Source organism: Paenibacillus sp. FSL F4-0097, from assembly GCF_038593125.1.
Lineage (GTDB): Bacteria > Bacillota > Bacilli > Paenibacillales > Paenibacillaceae > Paenibacillus_AQ > Paenibacillus_AQ odorifer.
Genome location: NZ_CP151965.1, coordinates 6172035 through 6194834 on the forward strand (window position 1 = coordinate 6172035; position 22800 = coordinate 6194834).

Genomic DNA, 22800 nt, shown 5'->3' on the forward strand with positions numbered 1-22800 from the left:
AAAACACTCCTCAGAATTTTCTGAAGGAGTGTTTCAATCCGTGGCAGCTTCATTTCAAGCTCTCTAACTCAGCAGTCACTTTTTCAATTAAGTTCACGAAGGAAGCCAGCTCTTGAGAGCTTTTGACTTGATCCTTGGAATACATTGAGTTATGTTCCGATTCTTTTTTCACCTTGGAAAGGGTGGCATTGATATTGTCTAGTTTCTGGTCAATGGTTACCAATGAATCCTTTGAGCGGCGGGCTAGCTTACGAACCTCATTAGCCACAACTTCAAACCCTCTTCCAAACTCCCCAGCTCTGGCGGCTTCGATAGCCGCATTTAAGCCTAAAAGATGCGTATGATCAGCCACTTCTCTAATCATCGTACCCACTTGATGAATAGACTCCACCTCTTTGTCTAAATATAATACCGTTTGATGCGTTTTCTCTTGATAATCAGCATTTTTACTAGCTAAACTTTCTATCGATTCACTGCTATCCTTTAATTGAACCATCAAAGATACCAGCTCCTGAACGGCTGAACTCACTCCTGTAAGCAGGTGATTTTGCTTCTCCAGCAAGTTTTCAATTTTTGCTTTTTCATCCACTTCATAGGCTTCAAGAACGAGCTGTGAATCGAGATTAAACATCTTGGTTAAGGCATGAATAACAGGCTTCCACTCGTTTGGTAATATCCGTTCAAAATAAGCAGTAGCCAGATCCAGATATAATATGTACGTCCCCAAATACCAATTCGTTGTTAATCCAATACGAGAATGGATTTTCCCGATAAGCAAACGTCTTTCAATAAATGCTTCATCGATCACACCAGAGGCCATGGATAAAAAATACCACTGCTGTGTTTCTTTTAATCGATCCAGTGTACTGTGCTGCTCAATGATGTGGAGCAATTCTGGCTCCATCGTCATCTGTTTATACAGTTCCTCAACCAATGAGCTAACGATTAATTTGAATTCTTTCTCCTTGCTTTTTAATAATTCTAAATCAGCTTCAGTAATCCCTATGTAGCTAACTTGCTGGAGTCGTTCTGGACTAAGATTGATCATAACGTTGTTAACATCCCCCTCATTCTGTTTATTTTTCTCAGCCATCCCCTATGGCATCTATATCTCTTGATTATAAAGGTATTATTTCAATAAATTTTAACACTATATTTACCTATATTGCTTAATAATTTTACAAAACCTCACTAGTTGCCCTTAGATTTGGCTTCCTATTCATGAATAAAGGACTGCCGCGGCAGCCCTTTCAGTTTCAAGCTTTAATTTATGCCGCCATTTCACGGCAAACTCTTGCACAAGCAAAACAAGCTTCTGCACATTGCTGGCAATGTTCATGATCATGCTTTTGGCATTCGTTGCCGCAGGCTTCACAAGCTTCTGCACAAGCCAGACAAATTTCTTTTGCATATTTACTGTTCATCGACATCGCATGAGCTGCGAACTCGCATATATCAGCACATTCACGATCCAGGCGAATGCACTCCTTCATCATCCCCACATGATCCTCATCCAAACAAGCTGAGTAACAGTGATTACAAGCTACCATACATTTCAAACACTCTTCAATACACACTTTGTAGTTTTGATGTGCCATAACACATACTCCTCTCGAAATCATAAATTAGGATAGTCCCCTACTCTATATATACCCAATTTGAGCAAATAAAAAAGGATTCCAAGGAATCCTTCCGATTGATCAATTATCTAATTAATTTATTGATGGTAACTAATAGCTCATCCAGTACCTCGTTCTCACCATCCTGGATACGTTCCACTACACAACTTTTCATATGCTGCTCCAGCAAAAGCTTGCCCACGCCGTTCAATGCAGATTGGACCGAGGAGATTTGATGCAGCACATCATCACAATAGGTGTCTTTTTCAATTAACCCTTTTAGCCCTCTAACTTGACCTTCAATTCTATTGAGCCGGCTAATCAAATTCTTTTTAGTTTTATCTGAGTGATGACTTTTCCGCTCATCCGTACTGCATGATTCATGCTCGTGAGTCAGATTATCCATGCACCGATCACCCCTTTCCTCGTATTTTTATTATACTATAGCCCCCCTATTCTATTCAAAAAATAAATCATTGATTAGATTTTCAATTCTTCATGAACTATAGCGGAAGTTTCAACCTGAATGGTTGTATGTTGAATTTTGAAATGATCGGCAATTAACCGAATCGCTTGCTGCAAAATGCGTTGGTCATCTGCTTCCTCTTCAATTAAGATATGACAGCTGAGTGAATCTAAGCCCGAAGTTATGGTCCAGATATGCAGGTCATGAATATTTCTAACCCCCTCAATGCTTTCGAGGATTTCCTTTACTTCAGCTGGATTAATTGTAATCGGTGTGCCTTCCATAAGGACATGAACGGTATGTTTGATAATTCCCCATGCCCCTCTAAGAATCAATAGAGCAACCAGAACGCTTATGATAGGATCTGCAACATACCAGCCAAAAATCATCATAATTAAACCGGCAATAATCGCCCCTACCGAACCTAAAGCATCACCAAGCACATGGAGATAAGCACTACGGAGATTAATATTATTTTTCACATCCCCTTTTCTCATAAGCGACCATGCACTAGCTACATTGGCTAAAAGACCAATACTTGCGATCAGCATCATAGAACCACTGGCAACCGTCGGCGGATCAAAAAATCGCCCATAAGCTTCTACAATGATAAATCCAGCAACTACAAATAAAGTAACTCCGTTTAAAAGTGCCGCTAAAATTTCAAATCGATGAAATCCGTACGTTTTGTTCGGAGAAGCAGGTTTGGTTGCGAACCAGACCGCTACTAGGCTTAATGCTAGAGAGCTTGCATCGTTTAGCATATGCCCACTGTCCGATAACAGGGCTAAGCTGTTGGTAATTAACCCTCCAAAAAACTCCAAAAACATAATTCCAACCGTAATGATTAACGCAATCATAAGCCCTTTTTTATTTCCACTTGGATCAAAATGATGATGCCCGTGAGCGCCATGCGAGTGATTGTGTCCTTCATGAGAGTGACTGTGTCCTTCATGAGCGTGGTCGTGGTTACTGTGATCGTGATTGGCCTGTTGCCTGTGTGCATTCTCGACCTGATGATTGTGTCTTTTCTTCTTGTTCATCATGCTTAACCTCCTATTACCTTCAGCTAGATAGTATTCGTAGCCCTGCGTAGTTACATTCAAAAGCTCCAGTTAATAATAACATATGAGCATGTGTTCATATGTTATTATTAACTGGATTTTTCTTCTTGTCAATAAAAAAGCAACAAATGATTGTCTCTGACCTAATAAAATAAAGAGGACCCTCCGCAGCTCTTCCTGCATGAAGGATCCTCTCGAATCAGTACCGTGTATTAAATCAAATCTGATTGTTGCAGCAATCTTTGGATGATAGCCGCAACTTCTGCTCTCGTAATGAAGGCTTGTGGGGCAAGTACATTTCCGCTTCTGCCCGTGATGATTCCTGCTTGCAGGCTGTCTGCAATGCCACTCTTCGCCCAGCCTGATGCTTCATTCGCATCCGTGTAAATGCTCAGCAGCTCGCTTGCTTCTTTGGCAGGAAGTTTTGTCTTCAAATCGGTAATCACCATAGCTTTAGCAATAATACTCATCGCCTGTTCCCGAGTAATCTTGTCTGTAGGATGGAACGCTCCATCCTCAAAACCGTTGATTAGCTTATAGGAGTAAGCTGTCTGCACCGCATCATTATACCAATCTGAGACCTTCACATCCGTAAAGGATGTTGTTCCGCTCTCCAATTTCAATCCCAATCCACGTACGATAATCGCCGCAAATTCTGCACGTGTAATCTCCTGATTAGGGTTAAACAAATCGTCACCGACTCCATTAATAACCTTACGGGAAGCCATCTCATTGACAATGTCCTTAGCCCAGTGGGTGACGACATCCTTGAAGTTCTGTGGATCTTGAACTACAAAATACGTACTGTTCGTTAAACTGTGTATTTTCGCAAAGTTTTTGCCATCAATGGCAACAATCTGTGTGGGTACATGGCGGATCGTCCCCCCTGCTTCAAGCACTAGCCCAGTCGTAATCTTCTTAAGGTCTACACCATCCGCAAGAGGAATAGTTCTTTCCACATAGGTATTAAACTTAGTGAGTTCAACAGTTTTCCCAGCGTAAGTAACTTTCACCGTGAAATCTAATGGCTGAGCTACCAGCGTTAGCTTTTCATTGGCTGCCAGCATTTCTATTCTTTTCAGTACATCCGCAGTCGGAACAGAAATTGAAATTTGCACCTTCACATCTTGTAGAGCAATGTCTGTGCCAAACTGTTTTGAAATTGCACTGATATCAATCTGTGCTGCTGATATTGTATAAGTACCCTTTGGAGTACGAATGATTAACAGCGCCTGCTTCTGCTCCATATCTTTGATGATTTGACCATTAAGCTCGCCAATAATCACATCTGAAGTCGCAGTCACAGGGATAGTTATAATTGCATTCTGGTCTTCCTTTTCGATGCGTTGCTCTATTTTTGCCTGATCTACAACAATCGTGGTAACCGTCTGCCCGTTATGCTCAGATATCGTTGCTGTTCCGGCATTTTCAACCTTACCGTTCACCAATACCTCAACCATGCTGCTAGATGGTGTAGCTGTAGCTGTAGCAGTGGATCCTGCTGTTGCAGGTGGTGCAGTTGTTGCAGGTGGTGCAGTCGGTGTTGATGTCGGTGATTCTGTTGGTGTTGGTGTTGGTGTTGGCGGTGTAGGTGTAACCTCAACCTCCGTTGATGACTTTGGTGTCACGGAGTTCGAAACTTCAGAAGCTACACTACTACCAGCGCTATTAATCGCTTTAGCTGTAAACGAATAAGTTGTTCCATTCGCTAGACCTGTTACCGTTATTGGACTTGTTGCCCCAACTGTTACGATATTACCCGGAGAAGCAGTAACCTCATAATTCGTAATTGGAGTTCCCCCGTTCGAATCAGGAACTGCAAATGTCACAGTCGCCTCGCCATCTCCCGCTACTGCTATTAAGCCCGTAGGTGCAGATGGTGATGTTCTTGGTTTCGTGCTGACTTCGTTAGAAGCTGCACTCTCCCCGCCCGGATTAGATGCCTTAACTACGAAATAATAAGATTGGCCATTAGTTAACCCTGTCACATCATAGTTGTAGACGGACTCGCTTACTGTAGCCACTTGTGTCTCATAGATTCCGGAAGTGATACCTTGATATATAGTGTATCCAATCGCACCCTTCACCGGATCCCATGTTAAGCCGATGATGCCATTACTTGCCACAGGTGAATGAAGTATTGGCGCGCCCGGCGCTGGAACCTGAGGCGTTCTAGTTACTTCATTGGAAGCCGCACTGATACCATCAGGATTAACAGCTTTAACAATAAAATAATAAGCAGTTCCATTAATTAATCCTACAGCATCGTAACTGTTCTCAGAGCCACTTATAGTAGCTACCTCAGCTCCATAAACACCTGAAGCTGTAGACTGATATACAGCGTAACTATCGGTACCATATACGGGACTCCAAGTAATTCGAATATGTCCGTTTCCTGCCGTTACAGACTCAATACTTGGCGCAGCAAGTTCAGGCCAGGTAAGGTCAATAACTGCACTAGTGATCTCTGCAAGACCTGTCGCATCAAATGCCAGTTGGGCTCCTGTGATTCCAGCTGCATTCGTAGCTCCCAGATCCGTAAAGGTAATGACACCCGCTACTGCCGTCAACGTCACATTCCCCGTCAACGTCCAGCTTCCTGCATCCTTCTTCGACACAGTAACAACCGTACTGCTGTCGCCAATGTTTACATTCCCAAACTGATCCAGCAAAGTAATTACTGGCTGCTGCGCGAAGCTACCGCCATTGGCTTGCGGAGCACTTACGCCTGTGGTCAGCTTCATTGTCGCTGTGCTGCCTGCGACAGGTGCAATGTTCAGCGCCATTGCCGCTGGCGAGGCTACGCCTGCTTGGCTGAACACAACAGCCTGTGCTCCCGCTTTGTTCAGCTTCAGATCCACCTGAGCTACACCCGCAACGAAATTAACGTTGATCTTGCTCGGTGAAGCTACCAAAGCGGTGCTTTCTAAGCTTCCGTACGTTCCGTCCGGCGCAACATCATAACCCGCTACCGTCACTTCTTTTGTTCCGGTAAACAGAGTGTCCGTGTCGCCCAGCGAATTCTTCACGGTCAGCGTAATCCCATTATCTACACCTACGACAGGTGTCAAAGTCGCCGCTGAGGCGGTAATGCTTTGTGCTCCCTGTGGTTGTGGAAGATTCACGGTAGCGCTAGTGATCTGTGGAAGTCCTGTCGCATCAAATGCCAGTTGGGCTCCTGTGATTCCAGCTGCATTCGTGGCTCCCAGATCCGTAAAGGAAATGACGCCCGCTACTGCCGTCAATGTCGTATTTCCCGTCAACATCCAGCTTCCTGCATCCTTCTTCGACACAGTAACAACCGTACTGTTGTCGCCAATGTTTACATTCCCAAACTGATCCAGCAAAGTAATTACTGGCTGCTGCGCGAAGCTACCGCCATTGGCTTGCGGAGCACTTACGCCTGTGGTCAGCTTCATTGTCGCTGTGCTACCTGCGACAGGTGCAATGTTCAGCGCCATTGCCGCTGGCGAGGCTACACCTGCTTGGCTGAACATAACCGCTTGCGCGCCAGCTTTGTTCAGCTTCAGATCCACCTGAGCTACGCCCTCAACGAAATCAACGTTGATCTTGTTTGGTGAAGCTGCCAAAGCGGTACTTCCTAAGCTTCCGTACGTTCCGTCCGGCGCAACATCATAACCCGCTACCGTCACTTCTTTTGTTCCGGTAAACAGAGTGTCCGTGTCGCCCAGCGAATTCTTCACGGTCAGCGTAATGCCATTATCTACACCTACGACAGGTGTCAACGTCGCCGCTGAGGCAGTGATGCTTTGCGCTCCCTGTGGTTGTGGAAGATTCAACGCTACACTAGTGATCTGTGGAAGTCCTGTCGCATCAAATGCCAGTTGGGCTCCGGTGATTCCAGCTGCATTCGTGGCTCCCAGATCCGTAAAGGAAATGACGCCCGCTACTGCCGTCAATGTCGTATTTCCCGTCAATGTCCAGCTCCCTGCGTCCTTCTTCGAAACAGTAACAATCGTACTGTTGTCGCCAATGTTTACATTTCCAAACTGATCCAGCAGTGTTATCACTGGCTGCTGCGCAAAGCTGCCGCCATTGGCCTGCGGCGCACTTACGCCTGTGGTCAGTTTCATTGTCGCTGTACTACCTGCGACAGGTGCAATGTTCAGCGCCGTTGCCGCTGGCGTGGCTACGCCTGCTTGGCTGAACACAACAGCTTGTGCTCCCGCTTTGTTCAGCTTCAGGTTCACCTGTGCTACACCCGCAACGAAATCAACGTTGATCTTGCTCGGTGAAGCTGCCAAAGCGGTGCTTCCTAAGCTTCCGTACGTTCCGTCCGGTGCAACACCATAACCCGTTACCGTCACTTCTTTTGTTCCGGTAAACAGAGTGTCCGTATCGCCCAGCGAATTCTTCACGGTCAGCGTAATCCCATTATCTACACCTACGACAGGCGTCAAGGTCGCCGCTGAGGCGGTGATGTTATATGCAAGAGTAGGTCCTAGGTTCAAGGTCATTTTAGTGAAATAATCCCCCACGACCTTAAAGTTAGTACCATCGTAAATAATGCCATTAAGATTAGAAGTAAGATCTGATGTTTCCTGAGTCCACGTGGATCCGTCTGCCGAAGAGAATAACTCCCCCTTCAATCCAACAGCCAGAAAACTTCCATTACCAAAGCTGATATTATTTAGTGCGCTAGCTGATATTGTAACCTTCGTAAAAGTTACCAAATCCTCAGTGGTTAGAATTACTGCCTGCTGGCTAATTGTATCTTCTCCAACCAGAATATAAGCTCTGCCATCATAGGCAATTCCCTTTAAAGAAGTATTGGGGAACCCAATCTCTAGGGGCACATTCCACTGTATTCCATCCGATGATTTTGCGATAACAACGCTCTCTTGCTCATAAGTAGTACTATTGTATTTCATCCCAAGAGCTACAAATTGATTATTCAAGTAAGCTACTGTATTAAATGCAAAATCCCCATTTTTAAATCTCTCTGTCCATGAGGTTCCGTTAACTGAAGAATAAATTCCGCCATAATCGGAAACTGCAATATACTGATTTGTGCCAAAAGCAATACCTGTCAGATTGTCCTGCACTCCGGTATCTGTCGTAGTCCAAGTGTCACCGTTGGTCGAGGTCACCACTTTGGCGTTAAGATTGTAGTTTTCTTTATCTGTAACTGCAATAAACTTCCCTGCTCCATAAGTGACCGCATTCATTCCCGGCAGCTTAGAGGGTGTGACATCGTTCCATACTGCGGAGCTAGTAGATTTGTAAATAGAGCCATATTCCCCGGATGAGACGGCAACATAATTGCCATTACCATCCTTAGCAATACTTTTCAGATTACCGCTGACATTACTCCACGCCGAGAGGTCAGAAGAAACCAGCAAGCCGCTGCCCCCTGAGGCAACATATTTGCCATTTCCGTAAACCATATTGTTCACCATCATTGTTGTATGGGTATCCGAAGATGTCCACTGGCTGCTGTCCAGCGGAGCCGCAGGAGATTTATAAATTACGCCCTGCCCAAACAACAAATAGCTCCCATTTAAAGAACCTCCCCCATAAAATTGCTTATTATCCCATGAGGCATCAACGGTCCAGTTAACACCGTCTGTAGAGGTGAATACTTTTTTAGCATAAGGAGTCACGATATAACTAAAGAAACGATTATTTAAATAGATTACATTCGTAACATAAGGCCAGCTAGAATTATAGTGGTTGATCACAAGATCGGTTAAGGTAACCGTTGTCCAATTGATCAGATTCGTTGAGGTATAATAGACAGCATTGTTAGCAGAGACCACATATTTGTTGTCGCCATAAGCAATATCCGTTAAGCTTTGCATTCCGAATATTGCATTGGTAGAAGTGATTCCTGTGTCTGTCCAGTTAATGCCATCCGAGGATTGTAGAAGAGTTACATTATAAGAAGGTGGATTGGTGCCAGGTATATATACTGACTGCCATACAAAAAACTTTCCATTGACCGCTTTCAACCTTTCCGGAGTGATAGCTAACGTTTTTTTTGTCCAATTTTCACCATCGAGTGAATTGTATACTGCCTTTTCGCTACCATCAATAGCTAAGAACAGCCCATTAGCGAACACAATAGAAGTTAGTTTGGGGTTCCCCGCCTTATTGGAGATAGACCAATCTACGCCATTTGATGATGTAGATATCCCTCCTTGGCCCACCGCTACAAAAACATTGTTACCAAATGCAACACTGCTCAAATTTCCAGCTGATGTGGAGCTTTGATCTATGATATTGCTATTGCTGGGTGCTGCATAAATTACTGCAGGCATAAACAGAGAACTGACGATAGAGAATACTAAACTTATTGCTAATAAAAGATTGCCACTCCGCTTAATCACAATTTTCCCCCTTTGGCATTACACCAAAATATAAATACTTCCACCATATGGAGATTAGATGTCTTTTCTAAGATTTGTAGCCATTTGGTTTGATTTTTATATCGGTATAATCCGAGAGAAATATTACGAATTTAACATTAAATTTTGATTAAAAACAACAATAATTTACACGCTTCACCTATCCATTTCCACAACCTTACAAATGAGAAAAAAACCTATTAAATATCAGGACTTAATCCTGAATTTAATAGGCTTTCAAGCTTTTTCTCGTAGAACTTTTTAAGCTGCTTAATCTTTTTTATTAAATAGAAATCGCTGCTTCTAAAGCTACTTCCATCATGCCGTTGAAAGAATTTTGTCTTTCTTCTGCCGTGGTTACAGCATGAGTAACTAACGAATCGGAAATGGTAAGAATACATGCAGCTTGTTTACCTAACACTTTCGCATTATGGAACAACGCATAACTCTCCATTTCTACACAAACACAGCCATGTTCATTGTAAAATTCATTAACTCCAGGCACATTGTCTTCATGATAGAATACATCGCTGGAATGAATTCTCGCCGTCAGAACTGGCTTGTTAATACGTGTAGCCGCTGCTTCAATGACTTCGTTCAATTCTTTACTTGGCAGCTGGATATCTCCTTCTACACCGCTTTGCACATAGGCATATGTAGATTCACTCCACGCGCTATCCGCCAACACCACGTCAAATAAATTCAATTTATCAGTATATGCTCCAGCACTACCGATACGAATGATGTTTTCCACACCATAGTTTTTGTATAGTTCATAAGAATAAATACCGATACTTGGCATTCCCATTCCCGAACCCATTACCGAAACCTCTTTGCCTTTATAAGTTCCTGTATATCCAAACATATTACGTACCGTATTAAATTGGGTTGGGTTCTCCAAATAGGTTTCTGCAATATACTTCGCTCTCAAAGGATCTCCTGGCATTAATACTGTTTTGGCGATTTCACCATTTTGTGCTGCATTGTGCGGCGTTGACATAATTTATTCCTCCTATGTTGATTACTCATTACTATCTTACTATACCATTCATGATTTTAAATATACGTTTAAAATTTTCTTTTATTGCGACAAAAATACTGCTACTGAATCTCTTTTTATAATTTATTAGCAAACTCATTAAGTTTTTGGGACATTATCTTTATTTCCTCAATAAATGTAGAAGTATGCTGAACAGATGCCGCCTGTTCTTGGCCGATAGCTGCTATCTTCTCTATCGAATTAGCCATTTGATTCGTAATTCCCTTAATCTGTAACATGGTTTTATTTATGTTTTGCGTCGAGGCGACGGTTTCCCTTGAAAATTTCCGGATTTCCTTGGCTACGACTTCAAAACTTCTACCTTTCTCACCTGCATGCGCTGCTTCTATTGCAGCATTCAGCCCAAGTAAATTCGTTTGATCAGCAACCCTGTTTATAATGGATAGGACTTCTGTTGTATTCTCCACATCTTTTCCAGCCTGCTGAGATTGAATGAGTAGTTCCTGAGAGTGATCGGAAAGTGAACTTACACCATAGGAAATATTATTAATTTGCTCATTGGCTTGGGATAATGATTCCGAGATTTGTTCTACAATAGCTTTTAATTCACTTTGTCTTCGAATCTGAACTGCAATCCCGCCAATGACTTGTCCCGTTTGATCGTGAAGAGGTGTTGCTGTACCTGTAAACTCAAATCCATAAAAGTGGGCTGGAACATCGGACTTCAAGGTACGATTCTCTTGTATCGCTAAGTAAAGCGGTTCTTCTTTGTGTAAAGGTTGTCCTTCGTTAATGTTTAAATTTATGGTGTCGCCAGGAAAATAAGCAACGAACCGTTCCAAATCACATATCGCTATTGATAAATCAGCGGGGATAGATAATTTTATAATTGGTATAAGTGAGATAAATTTGTCTAAAGATTCAATGTTGTTAATCACAGAAATATAGTCTCCATTCCAGCAAAACGTTATTTATAGCGCACCAAGTCTAACCAGATTATGCCTTGCAGACATGCATTTAATCTAAATCCTTAATTTTGCTTAATTCATATTTTAGATATGTATTCGCGAAAATCTTCATAAAATCCTCCAAAAAAGTTTATAAACACCCATTTCTCTCTCACAAAAGATAAAAAAAACCCCCACTTTGTGAAAAGTGAGGGCTTTCGTTCTCTTGCTGTTACTAATAATATCGATTAGTTACGGATCAGATAATCAAATGCTCCTAGCGCTGCAGTTGCACCGGATCCCATCGAGATAATGATTTGTTTATAAGCACTATTAGTGCAGTCACCAGCAGCAAATACTCCTGGTAAGCTAGTAGCACCATGGCTATCTACAACAATCTCACCTACGCGAGTACGTTCAACTGTGTCACCTAGCCATTCTGTATTTGGAACCAGACCAATCTGTACAAATACACCCTGCAATTCAACATGGTGAGTCTCTTCTGTCGCACGATCAACATAAGAAATACCATTTACCTTATCAGTTCCGGTAATCTCTTTAGTTTGCACGTTTTTATGAACAGTAACGTTAGGAAGGCTATAGAGACGATCTTGCAGTACAGCATCAGCTTTGAGCTCTGGAGCAAATTCCAGAACCGTTACATGCTTCACTATACCTGCAAGGTCAATAGCTGCCTCAATACCTGAGTTACCGCCGCCAACAACTGCAACATCTTTGCCTGCAAACAAAGGACCATCACAGTGTGGGCAGTAGGCTACACCTTTGTTCTTGAATTCAGCTTCACCAGGCACGCCCATATTCCGCCAACGAGCACCTGTAGACAGAATGACCGTCTTACTCTTTAGAACAGCACCGTTCTCGAGTTCAACTTCAATTAAGTCATTTTTGTCTAGACGTCTGACACGCTGCAATTTCATCACATCAATGCCATACTCTTTTACTTGCTCTTCAAGTTTAGCTACGAGTTGAGGACCTTCAGTGTACTTCACACTAATAAAGTTCTCGATACCAAGCGTGTCGTTAACCTGTCCGCCAAAGCGTTCAGCAACAATACCTGTACGAATACCTTTACGTGCCGCGTAAATGGCTGCACTTGCACCAGCTGGGCCGCTGCCGACAACAAGCACATCATATGGAGCTTTATTGTCAAACTCTGATGCGTCCACACTGCTGCCCATTTTAGCTAAAATTTCTTCAACCGTCATACGACCACTTTCGAAAAATTCACCATTAAGGTAGACGCTTGGAACAGACATAATTTCTTTGCTTTCTACCTCTTCTTTGAATACTCCACCGTCAATCATCGTATGGGTAATGCCCGGATTAAAGATACTCATAAGATTCAGTGCTTGTACAACATCAGGGCAATTATGACAGCTCAGGCTAACATAAGTTTCAAACTTATATTCACCACTAATGCCTTTGATCTGATCAATTACACTTTGCTCAACCTTAGGAGCTCTTCCGCTAACCTGCAACAGAGCCAATACTAATGAAGTAAATTCGTGTCCAAGCGGAGTTCCGGCAAAGGTTACGCCCGTATCTTCACCCACACGATTTACACTAAAGCTTGGGGTTCTAGACAGTTCGGTTCTTTCCACCGTAATCCTAGGTGACATTTTGGCAATTTCATCAACTAGTTCGGTCATCTCTTGTGATGCCTCGTCAGCGCCTGCACTGAGTTTCAGTACTACATCGCCTTCCAAGAGTTCAAGGTATTGCGCTAGTTGAGCTTTTATTTCTTGATCTAGTTTCATTTAGCTTTCGCTCCTTAAATCTTACCTACAAGATCGAGACTTGGTTTAAGAGTTTCTGCACCTTCCGACCATTTCGCTGGGCAAACTTCACCTGGATGATTGCGTACATATTGCGCTGCTTTAATTTTGTTAACAAGAGCGCTAGCATCGCGACCGATACCACCAGCATTAATCTCAACAGTTTGAATAACACCGTCTGGATCAATGATGAATGTACCACGATCTGCAAGACCGTCAGCTTCGATCAATACATCAAAGTTGCGGGAAACCACATGGGAAGGATCGCCGATCATAATGTACTTCACCTTGCCAATTGCTGCGGAGCTTTCATGCCATGCTTTATGTGTAAAGTGTGTGTCAGTAGAAACGGAATATACTTCAACACCTAGTTGTTTGAGGGTTTCATATTGGTTCTGCAAATCTTCTAGTTCAGTTGGGCATACGAATGTGAAGTCAGCTGGGTAAAAGCAAACTACACTCCATTTACCTTTGAAGTTTTCTTCTGTAACATCGATAAATTTCCCATCTTGAAATGCGCTTGCTTTGAATGGTAGTACTTCTGTTCCGATTAATGACATATTGTTTAATCTCCTTTGGGTTTAATTTATGAATAGAGTGGATACTATTTATAATTATTATAATTAACCAAATTAAGGCCTGTCAAGTTATTTATAATAATTCTAATATGATAATCGTTGTCAGTCGCTAAATGTTCATACAAATTCCTTTCTTTCGGATTTAAATACAACACTTTATCATCTGACTGATGCTCATTCGTGCTTATTGACTATTATGGTTTAGTTTACATGTTTTATGTAGTTCAATTTCTACAATTCGATGTCTTCTACTATTAGATTGATAATATTCAAGGATTCTTCCGCTACTGTTGGGTTAGAATAATATCGATTTCCATTATAGGTGATCAGTGCTTTCCATAAAGCCCACCCTCTTGCTCTATTCCACGTTTGTGCATCCATGTTTAATACCTTTTTAAAGATCCTTCTACTAGCCTGATCAAAAAAAGTCCACGCCATTGCAGCATCACAAGCAGGATCACCCACCCCTAATATGCCAAAATCAATGACTGCACAAAGCTGTCCGTCTTTGACTAATATATTTCCAGGTGCGACATCACCATGAACCCAAACTGGTTCTGACTCCCATTCAGAGTCTAATGCCAGTTCCCAGATCTTTTTCAATAGACCTTCATTAAAAATATCTTTATTATGCTCAATCGCATTTCTAGATTCCTCATCATATACAGCTAAGGACCCACCTCTATAAAAATTATGCTCTCCGGCTAAAGGTCCCCCACTAGCATCAATAGACTGTAATTCAATTAAAAAGCTTCCCAAGTCTCTCGCAAATTGATTGAGATCATTAATGTTCTCATGGGATAAAGTCTCTCCCTTTAGCCAATTATTAATAGACCAAGGCCAGGGATATTCTTTGGTAGGTGTCCCTTTCGCTAATGGTGTTGAAATAGGTAACGTCAGTCCTTTCTTTAAAAAAGGTAACCATTGTTGTTCTTTCTCCACTTGAGGAACATAAGCGACTGCACTTGGTAATCGCACACTCATCTGTTCACCTAAATGAAAAGTCCGATTATCATGCCCACTGAATTTCACAGGTCTGATCTCTAAATCGGACCATTCAGGAAATTGTTCATATATTAATCTTGCTACTAAATCGACGTCTATAGTATGCATAAATATCTCCAATCATGATTTACAAGCATTATTTGGTTGTCTTAAATATTTTCTTGTGACATATGGTATGTGTAAGCTTTATATATTAGTTATAAAGTACAAAGAGAATATACTTTTTTATAGCTCGATATATATCAGAAGGAGATCTTTGTATATGGAATATGATAGCCTTATCAATGAAATTAAACACTCCTATCAAATAAATATAGAGAATATCAACCTTCATCGTGAGATGATCGGTAGGGTGTATTTTTTGCAGAACCAAGAGAAAAAGTATATGTTCAAAATATTTCGTAGCTTTAAAACGGATGATGCTCTGCAGACGGTTCGCATCCTCGATTATTTAAAAGCTAACTCATATCCAGCAGTTTCTGTGATTAGAACTGTACAGAATGATAGCCACATTATACTCAGTAGTCAGGCTGGCAGCTGCGTTGGAATACTATACGATTATGTCGAGGGAGCAACACCCGATGGTAGAATCGAGGCGAAGAGCATCGGGACACAGATCGGGAAACTCCATAACTTAATGGAGCGATACCCCGAGAAGCTTATCCGTAGAACAAAATTCGATTACATCGATGGTTATATCTCCAATATGCAAGATCTCCAATTTGACCCAGGAAAAATCCTTGAACTAAATCATTACGGCAATGAATTATGGGAACGTATCACAAGGCTTCCCAAAAGCTTTTGTCACGGTGACCTTCACACAGGAAATATGCTCAGAAATGAGTGCGGTGAATATATTCTTTTGGACTTCGATGATGCTTCGGGTGATTATCCGAGTATGGATGTTGCATACATGTGTGATGCTACCGATTTTAATCACTCAAATGAATCGATGTATGATCAAACCATGCGTTTGTACGAACGTTTTTATTCGGGTTATAGTACAACACGTACAATAAGCAGTAATGAGTTTAAGGCTCTTTTCGATTTTATTGCGATCAGACATTTTCAAATCATCTCAAGAATAGTGCAGTGTCAAGGATTGCAAAGTATATCCAATGAATTCTGCGATGAACAATATAGTTGGCTTATGAAATGGCAAGAACTTTGCATTAAACACGGGTAAAAATACTGACGTTTCAATCTGTACTATATAAAATCAACCTCAGTACGGGTTCATCCCGAACTGAGGCTATTTTTGATAACTTATATAGGTTCTACTTCAAATAGGTTCCTGACTCTCCGATTCCACCACTACCGTTCAATACATACACTCGCGCATTTCCTTTACCGGAGCAGTTGATTGTGATCACACCGTTGGTAACGGTTTTGGTATCACCAGTCACTGCATCCACATAAGTTCCGTTAGGAATTCCAGTGAATGTTGCATTTCCTGAGATCGTAACCAAAGCAAAGCTATCGATTCCTTTGCTACTATCAGTGTATCTTCTTTTAAATGCCAAATCACCTGATACATTTTCTGTAGAATATTGGCCTTTTTGCAAAGCAGGAACAGCTCTTCTAATTAAATTAAGTTGTCTGATATGTTTCGCCAGAGGATAATTTAACGAGTCTGCAAGTGTGCCAGTAGCATTGGTATATTTACCGTAATCTTGAACAGTAACACTACCCTCAATATGATCGCCAAAGTAAGCACGGCCTGTTGTACTTAACGGCGCATTTGGACCTACATCGATGACTGATCCTTTTTTGAACTCAATTTCAGAACCATAATAGATCGCAGGTATTCCTCGGAAGGTGAACATCAGCGCGAGATTCTCAGCCCAAGTGTCCTGTGTGCCAGCAAATCTTTGATTTTCTGGTGCTTGGTCAGGTGCATAGTCATGAGAGTCAATATAAGTTACATTCCAGGTAGCATCATTATAGAATTGATCACCGCTTCTCATACTGAATGCTTCCTGAGCAGTCTTGAAGGCCCAGTGCATTGGAAAATCAATAACATCCATACCCGATTTCTTCGAATAATCAGGCGTATGATAAGTATTTCCTGTTAAAAAAGCATTGTTCGAGGTAGGTTGTCCTGCTGTAGTAGAGTTATCTGCCCACTCTTGTTCCACCGATAGCTTATTGGAAGCGTAGTCATTTTGACCGTCACCTGGATAGGGTTTTGAGCTTTTCCAAGTATAAAATGGTGTTGATATCGCCGGAATTCCACTGTTCCACACATCTCTGTACCGAGTAGCCACTTCCCCAAAGACAAAGAAGTCTGAGCCCCCTCTTGTTTTCCATGCCGGCACAAAATATTTGTTAAAAATATACCGGCTTACATGCTTTACAGTATCGACCCGGAAAGCATCCACACCCATATCAATATATTGATTATAGCTGTCGATTAGATACTGATTCACTAGAGGATTCTCTGTGTTTAAGTCCACACAGTCTCCCGCAATCTGTCCTGTCTGGACGGTGTAAGACTCCCAAGAAAGACTTTTTTCCGTATGGTAAATATTATTGTTAGTCTCCGCAGTCTTCATTAAGGCAAGTCTTGCCTGATATTGCTGATCCGGGGTCATGGAATCATAGTTAGCTGGCAGCTTATCCGTAATTTTGAGCATGTTACTCACGGTGTCCGCCGCCGTTGGATCTTTTTTGAACATCGGGAACAGATTTTCTTCTCCAAAATTACCGGTATGATTGACGACAATATCTTGAATAACCTTTATCCCTCTAGCGTGTGCTGCATTGATCAAATCCTGATAAGATGCCCCTGCGGATTCATATCTTGGATCTACTTTTGCAAAATTTATTGCATGGTACCCATGATAATCATAACCGCTGGCATTCTGCACCACAGGTGTAATCCAGATGGCACTGAATCCTAAGGCTTTAATGTAATCGAGCTTTTGAATCAGTCCTTTGAAATCCCCTCGCCAAGCTGGATCCGAGTCCGGATTTCCTGCCTTGGCATCCTCCCATGCATGCTCGTTGTTACTCGGATCACCGTCATAGAACCGGGAAGTGATTACAAAATAAATCGTATCTTCTCGAAAATCACCCTTATTACCAATGTTATAAACAAAACTCTGTTTGGTTTCATTTCCGGCACCATCGATCACAAGGAATTTTAAGGTTGTCGTCTTGTTAATCAAGATAGACGGTCCCGCAAGAGATGTTAGTGCATTGCCTGAAATATAGACTTTTGAACTCGTTGTTGGTTCCGTACCATTATCTGTGTAATATGCTGTGGTTGTTGCCGCCTTGTTGTCTTTTATATTAAAAGATACGGAAACCGCTGAGCTCGAATTCCCAACAGGCAGATTCGCAGTGATAATCGGAGCTTGCAAATCGGCATTCAGATCAATCACATAAGCAAAAGAGCCTACATTACCCGCTTGCCCTATAGAGTTAACGCCGAATGCTTTGATAGTCAAAGAAGAAGGTACTTGGATTGGAGTCGTATACAACGTTGAGGTTGTCGTAGGTGTTGATCCGTCGGTCGTATAATAAATTTTATCGCCGCTATTTGTACTGGATAGGGTCACCGTTTGGGCAGAATCATAGGTTTTGGGCACAGGCGAGACGGATATCACCGGAACCTTAGGAACGTCTGGATTGGCATCATACCATACGTTATCTGAGTTATACCAGCCCTCTTTTACGCTGCGAGATAAGTCAGCCGTCTGTTTGCCATTGCCGTCATTAAAGATCAGGCTTGCCCCTGTAGCATTTGGAACAGTATAGCTATACCAATCGTTCCCGTCCGATTTCATCAGTATCCCCGGCCATGCTCCACTAGTCGGAACGGTTGCCGGATTCAGATTCCAGTAATGGATGCGGATCGCTGCATTCCAGCTTGCTGGTTTCTTAAAGTGAACGGTTAGCCCCGCTGAAGTAGGTGTAGGTGTTGGCGTCACTGTTGGCGTTGGTGTGGGTGTTATGGTAGGTGTTGGCGTCACTGTTGGTGTAGGAGTTACCGTAGGTGTAGGAGTTACCGTAGGTGTTGGCGTCACTGTTGGGGTAGGAGTTACCGTAGGTGTTGGTGTCACTGTTGGGGTAGGAGTTATCGTTGGTGTTGGTGTAGCTCCGGCCGAAAGGGTCACATAGTCGATATTAATATTCCCGCTATCATCCGAGTCATATTTATAAGCAAGCGTGTTATTTCCTGCCTGTAAAGAGAGTGTTTCTGTTTGGTCTGCCCATGTATCCCAGTTGGTCAGGTTGGCTAATGTTGTCTGTGTAACCTTTATTCCATTGACATAAATGGACACTTTTTTAGCACTGCCGGATGCATTAGCATAGTGAAGCGTGGCATTATAGGACCCTGCTGCGGAAGCCTGGACGTTAAAAGTGGTGGCTGCTCCTGTAGTTGTATATCCATCAACAAAACCAGTGCCCGAATATCCGGTGTGATTCGTATTTACTTTTGCACCACCAGACAGGGATGCACTCTCTGCTTCGTATTTCCCGGCGACCGGAATAACAACCGTCCAGTTCTTCCCGCCGTTATTGTCCCAACTATCCGTTGGAGCCGTGATGTGATAACAATAAATTAGGGTGGCGCCTTCCTGAACATTGAGGTTGGCGATGAACGTGGTTCCATTTTTGGTCATCACCGTGTCCGTAGTATTAGCCCAGTTATTCGTAGTCCAATGTAAGGTCACAGCTGCCGCTGTAGGATTGGTATAGGTGACTGTATGATCCGTATTGCTGGCCGATGCTCCACCCGATAAACCAAATAAACTAAAAATGAGTGAAAAAATAATTAACCACGAAATATAACGCCTGGATTGTTTGGATACCAAGTAAATAACCTCCTCATAATTTTAAGTGCAGCTTACGATTTTAAGCGCTATCGCGGTGTGCAAACGTTTGCAAAAATGAGAAAAAAGAAATACTTAATAGTTTTAATCTCCTCCTTCAATGATTAATAAGGAAAAAACTCATTGTATGCGTTTACAAACGGTTCAATATCTGATGAATTTTCCTTGTTAAGATTATAGGCGCCAAACTTTTGCTGGTCAATGCATCTTTTAGGCTATAATTCAATCGTTTTCACTATAAGTTCCCTAAGATAGCAGGTAAAATGTTCAGGTTCTTAGCCAGCCAATTCATTTCTTTTGCAAAACGTTTTGGAGGTACACTATGTTTGTCCATCGCGGCATTAATCCACCACGGGCTTTCCATATACCACAACAACTGCAATGATTTTGTTAAATACCCCTGCTCCACCGTTCGTTCCTCACGATATCCGTCAATAAATGCTGAAGCTAGTGCTCCATCTAAATCTTCATCTAAAGCAGATGACATCACTGCTCGCGCTACATCAAGCTGCGGATAATCATATTTGAACCGATCAAAATCTAGAATTGCAGACAATTGGCTATCTTGAAATAAAAGATTATCAACCCATAAATCACGATGTGCCCATCCAGCTACAAGTCCTTCGAATATTTCCGGATCTATTTCTTCAGTCGCTCTCAGTTGTATCTCTAGGTCAGTGATGAGTGAAGTTTTGCCCATTTCCTTTGATTGTTGTAGGAGTACATTCCAATGTTCTAAACGTTCCTCAGGGCTTTGGGGAATAAATTGTGGGGTTCTTTTCAAACTAAGGGTCCCATCATTTAATAAACGATGCATTTTACCTGTGGCACGACCCAAATCAAACATTTGAAGGATGTTAATTTTGCCCGGCTCTATGACACGCCCTTCACAATATTCCATAACCATAAACGTCTCTCCCATATCTGATTCCAATAAAACTTTATGGTTATAAGCCAACAATTCGGGACATGGGAGCCCCTGTAGATACAGTCTTTTCTGTTGAGAAAAAGCAAAGTTCAGCTCTTCTGGGTTATACAATTTATATCTTTTTTTGTTGTATTGTTTAAGTAGAAATGGTCCTGAATCCGTTATGATTTTCCATTTAAGATTTAACCAGCCACGTTTTATTGGGGTAGCATGAAGGACTTTCAATCCAAAAAAATGATAGAAACTATTACTTAAATCCTCTAAAATGGCTTCCTCTGAGCGAATCGCTTCCATTTCATCAACTCCTATCTATTCAAAGTATAAAAGAAGAAGCCGCCAATGACGACTTCTTTTAGATATTTCTTTTTAGCAGAAAAAGTTATCTATAAATGAGGCTCCCGCCTTGGAGAAACTCTTGCGCCTTCTCTTGCATTCCTGATTCAATTCTCGTCGTATTACGGATATTATGAGAGATCTTCATACTGCAAAATTTCGGCCCGCACATGGAACAAAAATGAGCTGTTTTAGCGCCTTCCGCAGGCAATGTCTCATCATGATATTCTAGCGCTCGCTCAGGATCTAACGATAAATGAAATTGATCACGCCAACGAAATTCAAAACGGGCTTTCGAAAGAGCATTATCCCGGTCTTGTGCTCCTTTATGCCCTTTCGCCAAATCTGCGGCATGAGCCGCTATTTTATAAGTAATGACCCCTACACGTACATCTTCCTTATTAGGCAGGCCAAGATGCTCCTTCGGAGTTACGTAACACAACATTGCTGTACCGAACCAACCAATCATCGCTGCACCTATAGCAGAGGTAATATGATCATAACCAGGCGCAATATCTGTAGTCAGTGGACCTAATGTATAAAAAGGGGCTTCGTTACAGGTTTCAAGTTGCTTATCCATATTCTCTTTAATCAAGTGCATCGGCACATGTCCTGGACCCTCTACCATCACCTGTACATCATGACTCCAAGCTATAGCTGTTAATTCACCTAACGTCTCTAACTCGGCAAATTGTGCTTCATCATTCGCATCAGCAATCGAACCCGGACGTAATCCATCGCCTAGGGAAAAAGAAACATCGTACAGCTTCATGATTTCACATATCTCTTCAAAATGTGTATATAAAAAGTTCTCTTGATGATGCGCAAGACACCATGCCGCCATAATGGAACCACCTCTTGAAACAATGCCAGTCATACGTTGTGCCGTCAACGGGATATAACGAAGCAGAACCCCCGCATGAATGGTAAAATAATCAACCCCTTGCTCCGCTTGCTCAATGAGCGTATCACGGTACACTTCCCACGTTAAATCTTCCGCTTTCCCATTCACTTTTTCCAACGCTTGATAGATAGGCACCGTGCCAATAGGAACAGGAGAATTACGGATGATCCACTCGCGTGTCGTATGGATGTTTTTACCTGTGGAGAGATCCATTATATTATCTGCACCCCAGCGGGTGGCCCATCTCATCTTCTCTACCTCTTCCTCTATGGAGGAGGATACTGCGGAATTTCCTATATTGGCATTGATCTTCACTAAAAAATTGCGTCCAATAATCATCGGTTCACTCTCTGGATGATTGATATTCGATGGGATGATGGCGCGGCCGCGGGCTACTTCATCTCTTACAAATTCCGGTGCCACATTCTCACGAATCGCAACGTATTCCATTTCCGAAGTAATAATCCCTTTGCGTGCATAATGCATTTGAGAGACATTACGCCCCTTTTTCGCTCGCAAAGGTTTTCTATGGAGCGCTGGAAACACTTCCGCCACAGCTTTTCCCGTTGCATTCCCGTTATCTTCAGGCTTCACGGTTCTTCCTTCGTACGCTTCCGCATCCCCTCGTTCCTCAATCCAGCTTAGACGATTGGGCTCTAACCCCTGACGAATATCAGTATGAATATTAGCATCCGTGTAAGCCCCGCTTGTGTCATAGACATGAATTGGGGCATTCTCCTCTTCGCCGTCTATGCCCGCAGTTGGACTAAGTGAGATCTCCCGCATAGGCACCTGTATATCAGGCCGTGAACCCTTTACATACACTTTTTGACTTGCTGGAAAAGCTGATAGATTGATTGGATCGTTGTTCAATTCGCTTGTCATCTCAATTCCTCCTATAAGGTGATTTGATCAAGCGGAGACGGTCTACTCCCCACACATAGAAAAGGC

General features: G+C 42.4%; 14 protein-coding genes. 1 reads left to right on the plus strand and 13 read right to left on the minus strand.

The annotated features are described in order from the left end of the window. Positions 1 to 49: 49 nt before the first annotated feature. The 10 genes from MHH86_RS27710 to MHH86_RS27755 form a co-directional block, all read right to left on the minus strand. The gene (locus MHH86_RS27710) at positions 50 to 1093 is read right to left on the minus strand and encodes a globin-coupled sensor protein (protein ID WP_305953526.1); all 1044 of its coding nucleotides are present in this window, start codon (positions 1091 to 1093) and stop codon (positions 50 to 52) included. 175 nt (positions 1094 to 1268) lie between these two features. Beyond that, a complete protein-coding gene (locus MHH86_RS27715) occupies positions 1269 to 1598 on the minus strand; it encodes a four-helix bundle copper-binding protein (protein ID WP_076099969.1) in 330 nt (109 codons plus the stop codon). A gap of 106 nt (positions 1599 to 1704) precedes the next feature. Continuing rightward, a complete protein-coding gene (locus MHH86_RS27720; RefSeq protein ID WP_076099971.1) occupies positions 1705 to 2025 on the minus strand; it encodes a metal-sensitive transcriptional regulator in 321 nt (106 codons plus the stop codon). Between the two features lie 74 nt (positions 2026 to 2099). Beyond that, positions 2100 to 3131 carry a cation diffusion facilitator family transporter gene (locus MHH86_RS27725; RefSeq protein ID WP_305953527.1) on the minus strand — a complete coding sequence of 344 codons (1032 nt, stop codon included), beginning with the start codon at positions 3129 to 3131 and terminating at the stop codon, positions 2100 to 2102. A gap of 230 nt (positions 3132 to 3361) precedes the next feature. After that, positions 3362 to 9499, minus strand: a complete 6138-nt coding sequence (locus MHH86_RS27730) for an S-layer homology domain-containing protein (protein WP_342479559.1) — start codon at positions 9497 to 9499, stop codon at positions 3362 to 3364. Between the two features lie 301 nt (positions 9500 to 9800). Then, a complete protein-coding gene (gene deoD / locus MHH86_RS27735) occupies positions 9801 to 10517 on the minus strand; it encodes a purine-nucleoside phosphorylase (RefSeq protein WP_036681380.1) in 717 nt (238 codons plus the stop codon). Positions 10518 to 10633: 116 nt separating this feature from the next. Next, positions 10634 to 11455 (minus strand): methyl-accepting chemotaxis protein, encoded by an 822-nt coding sequence (locus MHH86_RS27740; RefSeq protein ID WP_076129804.1) that lies wholly within the window; start codon positions 11453 to 11455, stop codon positions 10634 to 10636. Positions 11456 to 11712: 257 nt separating this feature from the next. Beyond that, complete coding sequence (gene ahpF, locus MHH86_RS27745; protein WP_076194054.1) at positions 11713 to 13242, minus strand: alkyl hydroperoxide reductase subunit F; 1530 nt, start codon at positions 13240 to 13242, stop codon at positions 11713 to 11715. A 14-nt stretch (positions 13243 to 13256) separates the two neighbouring features. Then, on the minus strand, positions 13257 to 13820 hold the full coding sequence (gene ahpC / locus MHH86_RS27750) for an alkyl hydroperoxide reductase subunit C (RefSeq protein WP_036681373.1): 564 nt from the start codon (positions 13818 to 13820) through the stop codon (positions 13257 to 13259). A 249-nt stretch (positions 13821 to 14069) separates the two neighbouring features. Continuing rightward, on the minus strand, positions 14070 to 14951 hold the full coding sequence (locus MHH86_RS27755; RefSeq protein WP_340892938.1) for an aminoglycoside phosphotransferase family protein: 882 nt from the start codon (positions 14949 to 14951) through the stop codon (positions 14070 to 14072). A gap of 154 nt (positions 14952 to 15105) precedes the next feature. Between MHH86_RS27755 and MHH86_RS27760 the strand changes: the two genes are divergently transcribed. Next, positions 15106 to 16029, plus strand: coding sequence for a phosphotransferase (locus MHH86_RS27760; protein ID WP_340892939.1), 924 nt, complete (start codon positions 15106 to 15108; stop codon positions 16027 to 16029). 91 nt (positions 16030 to 16120) lie between these two features. Here the strand turns inward: MHH86_RS27760 and MHH86_RS27765 are convergent, their stop codons facing one another. The 3 genes from MHH86_RS27765 to thiC form a co-directional block, all read right to left on the minus strand. Beyond that, positions 16121 to 19666, minus strand: coding sequence for an alpha-amylase family glycosyl hydrolase (locus tag MHH86_RS27765; RefSeq protein ID WP_340952417.1), 3546 nt, complete (start codon positions 19664 to 19666; stop codon positions 16121 to 16123). Positions 19667 to 19919: 253 nt separating this feature from the next. Further along, entirely contained in the window at positions 19920 to 20906 is a 987-nt protein-coding gene (locus MHH86_RS27770) for a phosphotransferase (protein WP_339824492.1), read from the minus strand. An 85-nt stretch (positions 20907 to 20991) separates the two neighbouring features. Then, a complete protein-coding gene (thiC, locus tag MHH86_RS27775) occupies positions 20992 to 22734 on the minus strand; it encodes a phosphomethylpyrimidine synthase ThiC (RefSeq protein WP_076129801.1) in 1743 nt (580 codons plus the stop codon). Between the last annotated feature and the right edge of the window lie 66 nt (positions 22735 to 22800).